The following is a 13,872-nucleotide window of genomic DNA, read 5'->3' on the forward strand; positions in this document are numbered from 1 at the left end:
GGGACGGCGAACCGGACGCTTCGAGATCGCTCCCAACGTGCTGCTGGTGCTGATCGACGACGCGGGCTTCCTTCTACGGATTCCTGGGCGGCGACTCGGGCCAGTGGGACCCGCTCCCGGCCGAGAACCAGAAGGTGAACGTGACTCCGGAGGACTTCGACCACGCGGAGCTCCCGTATCACCTTCCGATGCGATGGCCGACAAGACCATCGAGTGGCTGCACGGGGTCAGGGGAAAGGACGCGCACCAGCCGATCTTCGTACGACCGGGCAGCGGGTCAGAAGACCGTCCAGTCCGAGTACGTGGTGAAGGCGTCCAGCGCCGCCAGCCCGGCTGCCGAGCTGCCGCTGGGGCCCAGCGAGGGGCTCCATACACAGGCGACCCCCCGGTCCGGGATGACGGCCAGGATGCCGCCACCGACGCCGCTCTTGGCCGGCAGCCCGACCCGGTAGGCGAAGTCGCCGGCCGAGTCGTAGGTGCCGCAGGTGAGCATCACGGCGTTGACCCGCTTGGCCTCGCGCTCGCTGAGCAGCCGGGTCGCGTCGGAGAGCACCCCGTCCCGGGCCAGGAAGAGCCCCGCGAGCGCCAGCTCGCGACAGGTCATCGAGAGCGCGCACTGGGCGACGTACTGCTCGATCACCTGGTCGACCGGACACTCCAGGTTGCCGTAGCTGGCGAGCAGGTGAGCGAGCGCCGAGGTGCGGTGCCCGGCCTCGAGCTCGGACCGGGCGACCTCGGCGTCGCTGTCCACGTCGCTGCGGCCGCTCTCCCGGCGCATCAGGTCACGAAGTGTGCCGAACGCGTCGCCAGTCAGCGCGTGCAGCCGATCGGTGACGACGAGTGCTCCCGCGTTGATGAACGGGTTGCGGGGCCGGCCCGCCTCCTGGTCGAGCTGGAGCAGGGAGTTGAACGGGTTGCCGGACGGCTCGCGCGACACACGCTCCCAGATGCGCTCGCCCTCGGCGGCGATGACCAGTGCGAGCGTAAAGACCTTGCTGATGCTCTGCACCGAGAAGGGCACGTCGGCGTCGCCCACGGCGTGCACCTCGCCGTCGCAGGAGGCGACCGCCATCCCGAACTGGTTCGGACAGACCGACGCCAGGCTGGGGATGTACTCGGCGAGCCGGCCGTTGCCCACCTCGGGTGCAGCCGCCTCCTGCGCGCGCAGCAGGGCGTCCTTGATCTCCACGCCAGAATCCTCGCGCAGCCGGGGTCGCGCCGTGAGGCCGGGCTTCCGCCGCGGGTCGTTCGACTCGGCTCAGCACTTCGTTGACCGTCCAGCGGTGATCAGGCCGCTGGCCATGACGCTGCACGGGACAGCCATCTAGCCCGCTCACAGTTCAACTTCTGGCGATGGCTGCCGGGGGTGGCGCCGAGCGAGCGCGCCTTCTTCGAGGCGTTCTTCACCTGGGTGTATACGCCGCGAGCGCACGCGGACGGGACGGTCGGAGCAATCGTCGAGGAAGCGCTGGCCTTCCCCCACCAGCAGTCCGTCGAGGCCTTCCAAAGCGCAGGTCGACGCCGGTCTCGAGCACAACACCGCCGACCGCCTGCCGGAGATCGCAGTTCCGACCCTGGTCATGGCTGGCGAGTACGACACCATCTTTCCACCGCGCTCGGGTCGACGCGTCGCCGAGGCGATCGCGGGCGCCGAGTTCGAAGTCCTGCCCGGGCAGGCGCACCAACCCTTCCAGGAGATCCCGGATCAGTGGAACGCCCGCGTCGACGCTTTCTGGCGCGAGGTCGAGCCGCGAGGCTGAAACCACCGCGCTTGGAGGACCGGGGCGTCCCGCCTCACGTGCAACGCCCCTGGAAGCCGGCACCGTCGAGATCGAGTGGATGTCTCCGACAGTTCGTCGGGGATCGGTGCCGACGTGGCGCCCGACGCTTCCCGCCGGCGGTTGACGCGCCCACGTGTGCCCACAGCGGCACGGGTACGGACGGGGCATCCCTTGTCGATCGCTGGCGGTGATCGAGGAGGTGGACGACGATGTAGCTGTGCAGGGTCGGGACGCCGGTGTCGCGCATGGTCGTGAGGCCTACGCCGACGCCGCGTGGCTCGATGCGTCGGCTCACCTGTCGCGGGCGGACGAGGCGTTGCCCCTCGACCCTCCGGACCTGGAGCTGCTCGCGACCGCCTGGTACATGCTTGCCGACGACGCGGCGTACGCGGCCTGTCTGGAGCGAGCCCACCACGGCTACCTGGCCGCGGGCGACGACCGGCGGGCGGTGCGGTGTGCATTCTGGATCGGGCACAACCGCTTGTTCCGTGGCGACCCGGTCCATGCTGGTGGTTGGTTCGCTCGAGCACACCGGATCCTCGGTGATCAGGACTGCGTCGAGGCCGGCTACCTGCTGATCCCGGTGTGGCTGAGGGAGATGGCCAGTGGTGACTTCGAACGTGGTCATGCCACGGCGGTGCGAGGCGAACAGGTGGGCGAGCGGTTCGGCGATCTGGACCTGACGTGGCTGGCACGTGACGACCAGGCCCGCGCCCTGCTCAACCTCGGCCGCGTCGAGGAGGGCCTACGCCTTGTCGACGAGGCGATGCTCGCGGCCACTTCCCAGGAGCTGTCGCCGATCGTCACCGGCATTCTCTACTGCAACACGCTTGCGTTCTGCCAAGACTCTCTCGAGGTCGACCACGCCCGGGCGTGGATGCTCGGGCTCGTCGGCTGGTGTGACGGCCAGCCCGCGATGGTGGAGCACAACGGTTTGTGCCAGGTCCACCGAGCCGAGGTGTTGGAGCTCGAAGGCGCCTGGGCCGATGCCCTCGACGCCGCAGAGCAGGCGGCGGACCGTTTCGACCACGGGGTGTTGAACCAGCTGGCCAGCGGAAGGGCGCGCTATCGGCAGGGGGAGATCCATCGGCTTCGCGGGGACTTGGACACGGCCGAGCAGGCCTTCCGGGAAGCCAACGCCCTGGGGTACGAGCCGCAACCGGGCCTGGCGTTGCTCCGCCTCGAGCAGGGCGACTCCGGTGCTGCCGCGGCCACGATCCGCCGTGTCCTGCGTGAGACGGTCCAACGCCTCCCGCGTGCTCGGCTGCTCCCCGCCTTCGTGCAGATCATGCTGGCCGCCGGCGAACAAGACGATGCTGTGGCCGCATCCACCGAACTGGATGACCTCGCTCGGTTGCAGGGCACCAGCATGCTCCGCGCACAGGCGGCGTACGCCGTCGGGGCGGTCTCACTCGCCGGCGATGACCCCGGGGGCGCCCTCGTCGCGCTGCGGCGGGCCCTGAACCTGTGGCTTGGTCTCGCGGCGCCGTACGAGGTGGCGCGGACCCGCGTCCTCATCGCCCTCGCGTGCCGCGCCCTGGGCGACGAGGAAACCGCGACGATGGAGCAGGAGGCCGCCCGGTTGTCGTTCAACGCGATGGGCGCTCGGGCTGACGCGGCCCGGCTCGATGCACGTCGAGCCCGGAGGGCCGCGGCCGGACTCACCGGACGCGAGGTGGAGGTGCTCCGCCTGGTCGCCGCCGGTCGCAGCAACCGGGAGATCGCGACCGAGCTGCAGATCAGTGAGCACACCGTCGCCAGGCACGTCCAGAACATCCTGGGCAAGGTCGGCGCGTCGTCGCGCACCGCTGCGAGCGCCTTCGCTCACCACCACGGCCTGGTCTGAGCCTGGTCAGAAGTAACCACCCCCGGCCCCGATGATGGTGGATCTCGGCGAAGCGGCCAGCTCACCTCGAGACCTACGGTGACGTGCACGACCTCACCGAAAGGGGACCGAGATGTACGTGATCGCTCACCACCGCTTCACCGACCCGCCGACGGCTGTCGCTCGCGGCGAGAAGCTGATCAAGAACGAGGGTGTCCCGGCCGGCACCCGCGGGCTCCAGTTCTACCCGAACCGCGACGGCTCCGAGGCAGTCTGCCTCTGGGAGTCGGACTCAGTCGCCGACGTCCAGGCCTATGTCGATGACACCCTGGGCGACAGCAGTGTGAACACGTGCTGGGAGGTGAACAGCGACCAGGCCTTTGCCGATCGGCCCCTCGGTCTGCAGACCGCGACGACCGTCCGCGGCACGATGGCGACGACCTAGCGCACGTGGCATGGTCTGCCTGCCCTTGGTGCGGACCCGAGACGTCATGTCGGGCGGCCCCTGCGCGGGAGTATTCGTCGCAGGAACCGCCGTCAAGCGGCGTAGTCGAGCTCGAGGCCGACCTGTGAGTGCCAGATCTCGACGACAACAGGCGACGGGCCCGGCTCCTCGAGATGTGAGCTCTCGGGGGTGCGCGGGAGCCGGCGGGTGCCGGTGTGGTCGACGAGGTAGAAGACGCCGTGCGGGTCGCGCCAGAGGTAGAGGCCGGGGTAGGGCTGCTGGACCTGCCACCGGCCGTGGGTCTTGATCCGGTGGTGGAGCGTGGTCATCGGGCCGTAGTTGCCCACCCCGGTGACACCGCCCTGGGCGTGCGGCACGGTGTGGTCCACCTGCTTGGTCCGGGTGGTGCAGGAGGCGTGGGGGAAGGTGTCGGCCGGCGTCATCAGATGCACGGCCTGCCGATGTCGGTCCGGGATCTCGTAGGCGTCCACCGGCGCCTGGCCGGCGAGGTCGAGCACCGGCCGGACCGTGAACCGGGCCCGCGGCCCGAGCAGGCTGCGGACCCAGTCCTCGGTGACCGGGCCGTGGCCCTCGACGCGGGCGATGCCCTCGCCGTCGGGGTGCCGGTAGGTGTGGACGTGGAGCTGGACGTCCGGGAGCAGGTCGGCCAGGTCGGTGTCGGGCGCGGCGCCGGGGTGGGCCATCAGCAGCAGGGCGTGCACCCGCCGGTCGTCGTCGGTGTGGAGGTGCTCGGCGTCCGGCAGCGTCTGCGCGAGGTGCTGGGCGGCCGCGGTGACCGCGGCCTCGATCTGGTCGATGGTCGCCACGTCGGCGCGGATCAGGAACGACGCCATCCCGTGCGCCTCGCCGCGCAGCTTCTTCGCGAACCGCGCCCTGGCGGCCTGCTCCTCCTTCTCCCGGGCGACCTCGGGCGCGGCCTGGGCGACCTTGGCCTCGACCAGGGCCTCGAACCGGGACCACGGGATCCGCCCGTCGGTGGACTCGGCGACCGCGGCGTCGACGTACGCCGCCTGCGCCAGGCTCAGGTCGCGCGTCTTCGCGGTCACGTGGCGGGCGTAGGAGGCGCGCACCTCCCCGGCCCGGACCCGCGCCCACAGTTGTGGGTGCCGGTGGTGCAGGTCCTGGGCGTCGGCCATCAGCCGCGCGGCCGCGTACGGGGAGCGGCCGATCCGGGCGCCGAGCTCCGCGGCCGCGAACTCGGAGACCTCCGGCACGCCGTCGCCGCCCAACCGTCGCGCCCCCTCCCGGCCCGGCTTCCCGCGCTCGGCGGGATCGAGCCGGTCCGCGGAGTGGGTCACCGCCCAGTGGTACGCCGCCCGGAGCAGGTCCACCTCCGCCCGGCGGGCCGCCTCGGCACAGGCGCCGGCGAAGTCGAGGACCTGGTCCTCCGACATCTCCTCCAGCGCCTGCACTTCGAGCATGCAGACAGTCAAACAGCGACCACCGACACTCGGACTCCACGAGGTCTGGCGGGTGTCGTTGGCCCCTAGCGAGGATGGTGCGGGCGTTCCGATGCTCGTCGTATGACATCGGCGCGCAAGCTCGCGGGATCGGCGGCGACAGCCGGGATGGCGGCTCTCGTCTACGGACGCTGGGTGCGCCCTCGGCTCCTGCACTGGGGCGCAACCGACGACGAGGTCGACGGACCGTATCCGGGTGCCGACCTGGTCGCCGACGGCCACAGGGGCGCGACGATGGCCGTCACGATCGACGCGCCGCCGGACCACGTCTGGCCGTGGCTCGTCCAGCTGGGCGGGGACCGCGGAGGGTGGTACTCCTGGGACCACCTCGACAACGCCGGCCACCCGAGCGCGCAGCGCGTCCACCCCGAGTGGCAGGACCTCGCCACGGGCGACCACGTGAAGTACCGGACCCGACGCCACGGCATCGTGGACGCCTGGCAGGTTGCGGCACTCGAACCGAACCGGTTCCTGGGACTGCACGCATCGAGTGACCTGCGGGGCCGCCCCCTTGCTCCGGGACGGGCACGCCCGTCGGCCTACACCGAAGGACTGTGGGGCTTCCGCCTGAGCGAGCTGCCCGGAGGCCGGACCCGGCTCGTCATCGGCGGCTACGAGGCCTTCCGCCCTCGGTGGCTGGGCCGGATGATCTCGTTCTGGATCTTCCCGCCGCTCGTCTGGGTGATGCAGGCGCGGATGTTGTCGGTGCTCAAGCGCAACGTCGAACGAGCATCCGGCGCGAACGCCGGGGTCGTCTCCGGGTGAACGCCTGAGGACCACCCGGGGGACGCGCTCGCCGGTGGCCGGGCACGCGAAATTCGGTCGCTGCCGGGCCGTCCGCCCGCGTAGCGTGATCAGGTGCGCCACCTCCCCCTCGACCACCCCGGAACCGCCGACCACCGGTCGCCGGGCCGCTTCCTGTGGTGGATGGCCAAGGGGCAGTGGCGCACGCTGGTGATGGGCATGCTGTTCGGCATCGTCTGGATGAGCGCCCAGGCCGTGATGCCGGCGGTGATCGGACGGGCCATCGACCGCGGCGTCGCCGCCAAGGACACCGGCGAGCTCGTCCTGTGGTCCGCGGTGCTGCTGGTCATCGGGCTCGTGCAGGCCGCCAGCGGGATCATCCGGCACCGGTTCGCCGTCACCAACTGGCTCACCGCGGCCTACCGCACCGTGCAGCTGGTCGGGCGCCAGACCGTGCACCTCGGCGGCTCGCTGCCGCGCAAGGTCTCCACCGGCGAGGTGGTCGCCATCGGCACCAGCGACCTCTCCCACATCGGGCAGGTCATGGACGTCTCCGCCCGGTTCGCCGGCGCCATCGTGTCGTTCCTGCTGGTGTCAGTGATCCTGCTCAGCACCTCGGTGACGCTCGGCCTGGTCGTGCTGCTCGGCGTACCCCTGCTGATGCTGGTCGTCGGCCCGCTGCTCTCGCCGCTGCAGGAGCGCAGCGCCCGCCAGCGCTCGCTGATGGGCGAGCTCTCCAACACCGCCAGCGACATCGTCGGCGGCCTGCGGGTGCTGCGCGGGATCGGCGGCGAGCAGGTCGTCCACGACCGCTACCGCCGCGAGTCGCAGGCCACCCGCCGGGCCGGCGTCGAGGTCGCGAAGCTGCAGTCGGTGCTCGAGGCCCTGCAGGTCTTCCTGCCGGGGGTCTTCGTGGTCGTGGTCGTGTGGCTCGGCGCGCGCTATGCCGTCGAGGGGCGGATCAGCCCCGGCGAGCTGGTCGCGTTCTACGGCTACTCGGCGTTCCTGATGATCCCGCTGCGCACCGCCACGGAGTACGCCAACAAGTTCATCCGCGCCCGCGTCGCGGCCCGCCGCGTCTGCCGGGTGCTGGCGCTGACGCCCGACGTCACCGACCCCGAGCACCCGGCGCCCTCGCCGCCGGTGGGATCGAGCCTGTACGACGTCCGCACCGGGTTGCGGGTTCGCGCCGGTTCGTTGACGGCCGTCGTCAGCGAGCAGCCCGACGAGTCGTCGGCACTGGCCGACCGGCTCGGCATGACGGCCGCCGAGGTCGACGACGACGTGCGACTCGGCGACGTCCCGCTCAGCTCGCTGCGCCGCGAGGAGGTCCGACGCCGGATCCTGGTCTCGGACACCGGCGCGACGCTGTTCTCGGGCCGGCTGGCCGAGCGGATCGACGTCACCGGCGCGGGGCGGGTCCGCGAGGCGCTGGACACCGCCTCGGCCGACGACATCCTCGAGGCGCTCCCGCAGGGCCTCGACACCCCGGTCGCCGAGCGCGGCCGCACCTTCTCCGGCGGTCAGCGCCAGCGCCTGGTCCTGGCGCGTGCGCTCGCGGTCGACCCCGAGATCCTGGTGCTGGTCGAGCCGACCTCGGCGGTGGACGCCCACACCGAGGCGCGGATCGCCTCCCGCCTGCGCCGGCACCGCGCCGGCCGCACCACGGTGGTGACCACGAGCAGCCCGCTGATGCTGGACGCGGTCGACGAGGTGGCGTTCCTGCGCGGTGGCCGGGTCGTGGCCACCGGCCGGCACGTCGACCTTCTCGAGACCGACCCCGTCTACCGCGCGGTGGTGACCCGGGAGACCGAGCCGGCCACGGAGCGCGTGGAGGCCGTCCGATGAGCGCTCCCGACACCCGCCTGCCGGTCGCCTCCACCCGCGAGGTGCGCCGCTACGCCGCCCGGCTGACCCGCCACCACCCCCGGCTGCTCTGGACGGCGGTGACCCTGCACGTGCTCGCCGCGCTGGCCGGCCTGGCCGCGCCCCGGCTGCTCGGGGACCTGGTCCAGTCGGTCCAGGAGGGCACCACCACCGCGCACGTCGACGAGATCATGCTGGCCCTGGCCGGCTTCCTGCTCGTGGCGACGGTGCTGACCCGCTACGCCCGCTACGTCAGCCAGGTGCTCGGGGAGCAGGTGCTCGCCGAGCTGCGCGAGGACTTCGTCGGCAACGCGCTCGCGCTGCCGGTCGGCGTCGTCGAGTCGGCCGGCTCCGGCGACCTGCTCACCCGCACCAGCCGCGACGTCGACCAGCTCGGCTGGTCGGTGCGGATGGCGCTGCCCGAGTGGACGATCGCGGTCATCACCGCGGTGGTGACGTTCGTGGCGGCGATCAGCGTCGGCTGGTGGGTCGCACTGCCGTGCGTGCTCGGCGTACCCCCGCTGGTGATCGGGCTGCGCTGGTACCTCGCCCGGGCCAAGGACGGCTACCTGCGCGAGAGCGCGTCGTACTCCGCGATCAACGCGACGCTGACCGAGACCGTCGAGGGGGCGCGCACCGTCGAGGCGCTGGGCACCGGCGAGGAGCGGATCCGCGCGATCGACACCGACATCGACGAGTCCTACCGGGCCGAGCGCTACACGCTCTACCTGCGCACGGTGTTCTTCCCGAACATGGAGATCTCCTACCTGATCCCCACGGTCGCGACGCTGCTGTTCGGCGGCTGGCTCTACACCCAGGGCCAGGTCTCGCTGGGCGACGTCACCGCCGCGACCCTGTACGTGCAGATGCTCATCGACCCGGTCGACCGGATCGTGTCGATCCTCGACGAGCTGCAGATCGGGGCGGCCTCGCTCGCCCGGCTGCTCGGCGTGGCCCAGGTGCCCGACGACCGGGAGGTGAGCGGGGCGGAGCCCGACGGGGAGGATCTCGCCGCGACGGACGTGCGGTTCTCGTACGTCGAGGGCCGCGACGTGCTGCACGGCGTCGACCTGGTCGTCGGAGTCGGCGAGCGGGTCGCGATGGTCGGCCCGTCGGGTGCGGGCAAGTCCACGCTCGGCCGACTGCTCGCCGGAATCCACCCGCCCCGCACCGGTTCGGTGACCGTCGGCGGCGTCGGGCTGACCGAGCTGCCGCTCGACGACCTGCGCGGCCACGTCGCGCTGGTCACCCAGGAGCACCACGTCTTCGTCGGCACGCTGCGGGAGAACCTGGCACTCGCGGCCCCGCCGGGCGCGGTCGACGACGACATCCGGGGCGCGCTCGCGGCCGTGGACGCGCTGGACTGGGTGGACGCGCTCCCCGACGGCCTCGACACCGTGGTCGGCTCGGGAGGGCGGGCGGTCACCGCCCCGCAGGCCCAGCAGATCGCCCTGGCCCGGCTGGTGCTGGCCGACCCACACACGCTGGTCCTCGACGAGGCCACCTCACTGATCGACCCGCGGGCGGCGCGGCACCTCGAGCGCTCGCTGGCCGCGGTGCTGGAGGGCCGGACCGTGATCGCCATCGCCCACCGGCTGTTCTCCGCCCACGACGCCGACCGGGTGGCGGTGGTCGAGGACGGCCGGATCTCCGAGCTCGGGTCGCACGACGAGCTGGTCGCGGCCGGCGGCTCCTACGCCGCCCTCTGGGACTCCTGGCACGGCCGCGGCTGACGCCGACCCGCCGCGTGCTCACGGCACGACACGCGACGGGTCGGCGTTCACTTCAGGGGGCACACAGGCTGCGGCCCGTCGAGCGCGGTGTTCCAGTGCGCCCGGTACATGAAGCAGGGACGGTCGCCCGAGGACGTCCCGGCGGCCGAACCGGCCGGGACCACCACGACAGCCGTGGCCGTGCCGAGCGCAGCTGCAGCGGCGATCGTGCGCCACCCCGGGTGACGCGAGCCCGAGACTGATGACTCGTTCATGATCTGGCTCCTCCCGCCGCGGGGCCCGGTGCCCCGCGTCCGCCACCAGTTCTGCACGGCGCGGTATCGCCGCGGTATCGCCCACCGGCGCCGTCCTTGCCGTCGTGACAGTGGTTCTGTCAAGGTTGTGAGGTCCTCCACCCACGCCCGACAGGGGAACCATGAAGCTCTCGATGCCGCTGATCTACGCCGGCAACCCGCGCGAGACCGCCGACCAGGTGGCCGGCCTGGAGAAGGCGGGTCTGGACACGATCTGGGTCGCCGAGCCCTACGGCTTCGACGCCCCGACCCTCATGGGCTACCTCGCAGCGAAGACCGAGACGGTCGAGATCGGCGCGGGCATCCTCAACGTCTTCTCCCGCACCCCGGGCGCCCTCCTGCAGACCGCGGCCGGGCTCGACAACGTCTCCGGCGGCCGCGCGGTCATCGGCCTCGGCGCCTCGGGACCCCAGGTGATCGAGGGCTTCCACGGCGTCCCCTACGACAAGCCGCTGGGACGCACCCGCGAGGTCATCGACATCATCCGGATGGGGCTGCGCCGCGAGGCACTGGTCAAGGACGGCATCTTCAAGATCCCGCTCCCCGAGGGCCAGGGGCTCGGCCTCGGCAAGCCGCTGAAGCTGCTGAACAAGCCCGAGCGCTCCGTCGTACCGCTGTGGGTCGCGGCGCTCGGCGACAAGAACGTGCAGATGACCGCCGAGGTCGCCGACGGCTGGCTGCCGTTCCTGTTCCACCCGGAGAAGGCCAAGGACGTCTGGGGCGACTCGCTGGCGAAGGGCACCGCGAAGCGCTCCCCGGAGCTCGGCCCCCTCGAGATCAGCGCCGGCGGCATGGTGGCCATCGGCGAGGACGTCAAGGGCATGCTCGACTTCATGCGTCCGATGTACGCGCTCTACGTCGGCGGCATGGGCGCCCGCGGGAAGAACTTCTACAACGACCTCGCCTGCCAGTACGGCTACGAGAAGGAGGCCAGGGAGATCCAGGACCTCTACCTCGGCGGCAACAAGCGGGACGCCGAGGCGAAGGTTCCGCTCGAGTGGCTGGAGGCCGGCAACCTGGTCGGCCCCGCGTCCTACGTCAAGGAGCGGATCGAGGCGTTCCGCGAGGCCGGCGTCACCAGCCTCCAGGTCTCCCCCGCCTCCGACGACCCCGCCGCGACGATCGCCCAGGTCAAGGAATGGGCGTCCTAGGCGGGCTCGCCCATCCCCGCAGGTACGCCAACCTGCGGGAGATCCGCACGCTCGACCCCGAGCGCGACACCGACCGAATCGTGTGGCTGACCAGCCGGCACGAGTTCCCGTGGGACTACACCCAGGGCACCGGCATCGCGTTCCTGCGCGACTACGGCATCCCGTCCATCGCGCGGCTGCTCGACCGGACCCGCCAGTTCGAGGACGACGGGGTCAAGAGGTACGACGACACGTTGCTGTTCGCCGAGGAGGCCTCGGTCGAGGGGATCGACTCCGAGCGCTCGCACGCCGCGGTCCGCCGGCTGAACCGCATCCACGGCCACTACGACATCCCCGACGACGAGTTCCGCTACGTGCTGGCCACCACGATCGTCGGGCCGGTCCGCTGGATCGAGGAGTTCGGCTGGCGCCGGCTCGACCCGGTCGAGCTCCGGGCCCTGGCGAGGTTCACGACCCGCTTCGGCGAGCTGATGGGCATCAAGGACCTCCCCAGCACCTACGACGGCTACCTCGAGCTGCTCACGTCGTACGAGCGCGAGCACTTCGCCTTCGACCCCGCCAACCGGCGGGTCACCGAGGCCACGCTGCGGATCGCCCGGAAGACCGCCCCGCGCCCGCTGCGGCCGGTCGTGCGGCGGGTGACGATCGCGCTGATGGACCAGCCGCTGCGCGAGGCGCTCGGCGTGCCCCGCCAGCCGGCCTGGTTCGCGGCCGCGGTCCGGGCCGGGCTGCGGCTGCGCGGCCGGCTGCTCCGCCTCGCGCCGCCGCGGCGCACGGCGTACCACCACCGGCCGTCGACCTACCCCCAGGGCTACCGCCTCGGCGACCTCGGGCCCGCCTCGATGCTCGACGAGCTCGACCACCGGGACGTCTCCGCACCGCTTGAATCGTGACAGCGATGCTGTAACAGTTGGGCTGTACCCGCCGGCTCGGCGGCCACCGACCCAGGAGGACCTCCATGACCGCACCGTTCTTCGAGCAGGAGCACGAGGACTTCCGGGCCACCGTGCGGGCCTTCCTCGAGCGCGAGGTGGTGCCCTTCCACGACCAGTGGGAGAAGGACGGTCAGGTCAGCCGCGAGGTGTGGACCAAGGCGGGGGCGGCGGGGCTGCTGTGCTTCGACGTCGACGAGGAGCACGGCGGGGCCGGCATCAAGGACTTCCGCTACAACATGATCGTGTCCGACGAGATCGGGCGGGTCGGCGCCTCCGGGCTCGGCTTCCCGGTGCACAGCGACATCATCGTTCCCTACATCAGCAGCCTCGGCACCGACGAGCAGAAGGCGCGCTGGCTGCCCGGCCTGGTCAGCGGCGAGCTGATCTCGGCCATCGCGATGACCGAGCCCGGCGCCGGCAGTGACCTCCAGGGCATCCGCACCACCGCCGTCGACAAGGGCGATCACTATGTCCTCAACGGGTCGAAGACGTTCATCAGCAACGGCATCATGTCCGACCTCGTCATCGTGGTGTGCCGCACCAACCCCGAGGCCGGCCACCAGGGCATCAGCCTGCTCGTCGTCGAGCGCGGCATGGCGGGGTTCGAGCGCGGCCGCAACCTGGACAAGATGGGCCTGAAGGCGCAGGACACCGCCGAGCTGTTCTTCGACAACGTCGAGGTCCCGAAGGCGAACCTGCTCGGCGAGGAGGGCTCGGGCTTCGTCTCGCTGATGGTCAACCTGCCCCAGGAGCGGATCTCGATCGCCGCGATCGCGGTCGCCGCCTGCGAGCACGTGCTGCAGCTGTGCCTCGACTATGCCAAGGAGCGCGAGGCCTTCGGCCGGCCGATCGGCAAGTTCCAGCACAACCGGTTCCTGCTGGCCGAGATGGCCACCGAGATCCGCATCGCGCGGGTCTTCGTCAACGACTGCGTGCTGAAGCTCAACGCCGGCGAGGTCGACACCTCGCTCGCGTCGATGGCGAAGTGGTGGACGACCGAGCTGCAGAAGAAGGTCGTCGACCAGGGCGTGCAGCTGCACGGCGGCTACGGCTACATGATGGAGTACCCCATCGCCAAGGCCTACGTGGACAGCCGGATCCAGACGATCTACGGCGGCACCACCGAGATCCAGAAGGAGATCATCGGGCGCAGCCTCGGCATCTGAGGCCGGTAGGTCACAGCTCGCCGACCGGCGTCAGCGGGCGCCGCCCGGACCGGACTCCGGGCAGTTGACGTCTCGCCTGGCCGTATCCCCGCCTGGACCGGACGCAGCGCGGACGAACTGCCCGGGGTTGTGGCCGGTGCCAGTAGGTCCCCCCCGGCGCGCCGGATGCGGTGTCCGCGTACTGCTCGCAGAGCCGGCCCTTGACCATCTTCCCGGTGGGCGTGCGGGCAGCTCGTCGCGGAAGAGGATCTCGCGCGTCACCTTGTAGTGGGCGATCCGCTCGCGGGCGTACGCCGTCAGCCCGGCCGCGAGGGGGGTACATGCGGCGACACCAACGCTCCCAGATGGTCTAGACGGGCCATGCGCGGCGAGGAGCCCGTGCCCCCAACAGGCGATGAATTCCGGGAGGGAAACGGGTCTGATCGGGGGAAACCCTGATGCCGAATGTCGCC

At 71.5% G+C, this 13,872-nt stretch carries 12 protein-coding genes; 9 read left to right on the forward strand and 3 right to left on the reverse strand.

Annotated elements, in window-relative coordinates:
- Positions 1-277: 277 nt before the first annotated feature.
- Positions 278-1,189: a glutaminase gene (locus tag ABD268_RS00960; protein ID WP_344146209.1), complete on the reverse strand. Its 912-nt coding sequence runs from the start codon at positions 1,187-1,189 to the stop codon at positions 278-280.
- 391 nt (positions 1,190-1,580) lie between these two features.
- Here ABD268_RS00960 and ABD268_RS00965 point away from each other — a divergent pair, with 391 nt between their 5' ends.
- The 3 genes from ABD268_RS00965 (at position 1,581) to ABD268_RS00975 (ending at position 4,051) form a co-directional block, all read left to right on the forward strand.
- Complete coding sequence (locus tag ABD268_RS00965) at positions 1,581-1,760, forward strand: alpha/beta fold hydrolase (protein WP_344146212.1); 180 nt, start codon at positions 1,581-1,583, stop codon at positions 1,758-1,760.
- 208 nt (positions 1,761-1,968) lie between these two features.
- Entirely contained in the window at positions 1,969-3,627 is a 1,659-nt protein-coding gene (locus ABD268_RS00970) for a LuxR C-terminal-related transcriptional regulator (RefSeq protein WP_344146215.1), read from the forward strand.
- A 112-nt stretch (positions 3,628-3,739) separates the two neighbouring features.
- Positions 3,740-4,051, forward strand: a complete 312-nt coding sequence (locus tag ABD268_RS00975; protein WP_344146218.1) for a hypothetical protein — start codon at positions 3,740-3,742, stop codon at positions 4,049-4,051.
- Between the two features lie 92 nt (positions 4,052-4,143).
- Here the strand turns inward: ABD268_RS00975 and ABD268_RS00980 are convergent, their stop codons facing one another.
- Positions 4,144-5,493, reverse strand: coding sequence for a DUF222 domain-containing protein (locus tag ABD268_RS00980; RefSeq protein ID WP_344146221.1), 1,350 nt, complete (start codon positions 5,491-5,493; stop codon positions 4,144-4,146).
- A gap of 102 nt (positions 5,494-5,595) precedes the next feature.
- Between ABD268_RS00980 and ABD268_RS00985 the strand changes: the two genes are divergently transcribed.
- The 3 genes from ABD268_RS00985 (at position 5,596) to ABD268_RS00995 (ending at position 9,875) form a co-directional block, all read left to right on the forward strand.
- The gene (locus tag ABD268_RS00985; protein WP_344146224.1) at positions 5,596-6,297 is read left to right on the forward strand and encodes a hypothetical protein; all 702 of its coding nucleotides are present in this window, start codon (positions 5,596-5,598) and stop codon (positions 6,295-6,297) included.
- A gap of 93 nt (positions 6,298-6,390) precedes the next feature.
- Positions 6,391-8,124: an ABC transporter ATP-binding protein gene (locus tag ABD268_RS00990; protein WP_344146227.1), complete on the forward strand. Its 1,734-nt coding sequence runs from the start codon at positions 6,391-6,393 to the stop codon at positions 8,122-8,124.
- The gene (locus ABD268_RS00995; RefSeq protein ID WP_344146230.1) at positions 8,121-9,875 is read left to right on the forward strand and encodes an ABC transporter ATP-binding protein; all 1,755 of its coding nucleotides are present in this window, start codon (positions 8,121-8,123) and stop codon (positions 9,873-9,875) included. The genes ABD268_RS00990 and ABD268_RS00995 overlap by 4 nt, the downstream gene beginning before the upstream one ends.
- Positions 9,876-9,922: 47 nt before the next feature.
- Here ABD268_RS00995 and ABD268_RS01000 read toward each other — a convergent pair whose 3' ends face one another.
- Positions 9,923-10,129, reverse strand: a complete 207-nt coding sequence (locus ABD268_RS01000) for a hypothetical protein (RefSeq protein WP_344146233.1) — start codon at positions 10,127-10,129, stop codon at positions 9,923-9,925.
- Positions 10,130-10,290: 161 nt separating this feature from the next.
- Between ABD268_RS01000 and ABD268_RS01005 the strand changes: the two genes are divergently transcribed.
- The 3 genes from ABD268_RS01005 to ABD268_RS01015 all read left to right on the forward strand — a co-directional run bounded on the left by ABD268_RS01005 (position 10,291) and on the right by ABD268_RS01015 (position 13,420).
- Positions 10,291-11,319, forward strand: a complete 1,029-nt coding sequence (locus ABD268_RS01005) for an LLM class F420-dependent oxidoreductase (RefSeq protein ID WP_344146236.1) — start codon at positions 10,291-10,293, stop codon at positions 11,317-11,319.
- Positions 11,307-12,212, forward strand: a complete 906-nt coding sequence (locus ABD268_RS01010; protein ID WP_344146238.1) for an oxygenase MpaB family protein — start codon at positions 11,307-11,309, stop codon at positions 12,210-12,212. The genes ABD268_RS01005 and ABD268_RS01010 overlap by 13 nt, the downstream gene beginning before the upstream one ends.
- A 65-nt stretch (positions 12,213-12,277) precedes the next feature.
- The gene (locus ABD268_RS01015; protein WP_344146241.1) at positions 12,278-13,420 is read left to right on the forward strand and encodes an acyl-CoA dehydrogenase family protein; all 1,143 of its coding nucleotides are present in this window, start codon (positions 12,278-12,280) and stop codon (positions 13,418-13,420) included.
- Positions 13,421-13,872: the final 452 nt, after the last annotated feature.

It is taken from the genome of Nocardioides koreensis (genome assembly GCF_039531775.1).
Taxonomy (GTDB): domain Bacteria; phylum Actinomycetota; class Actinomycetes; order Propionibacteriales; family Nocardioidaceae; genus Nocardioides; species Nocardioides koreensis.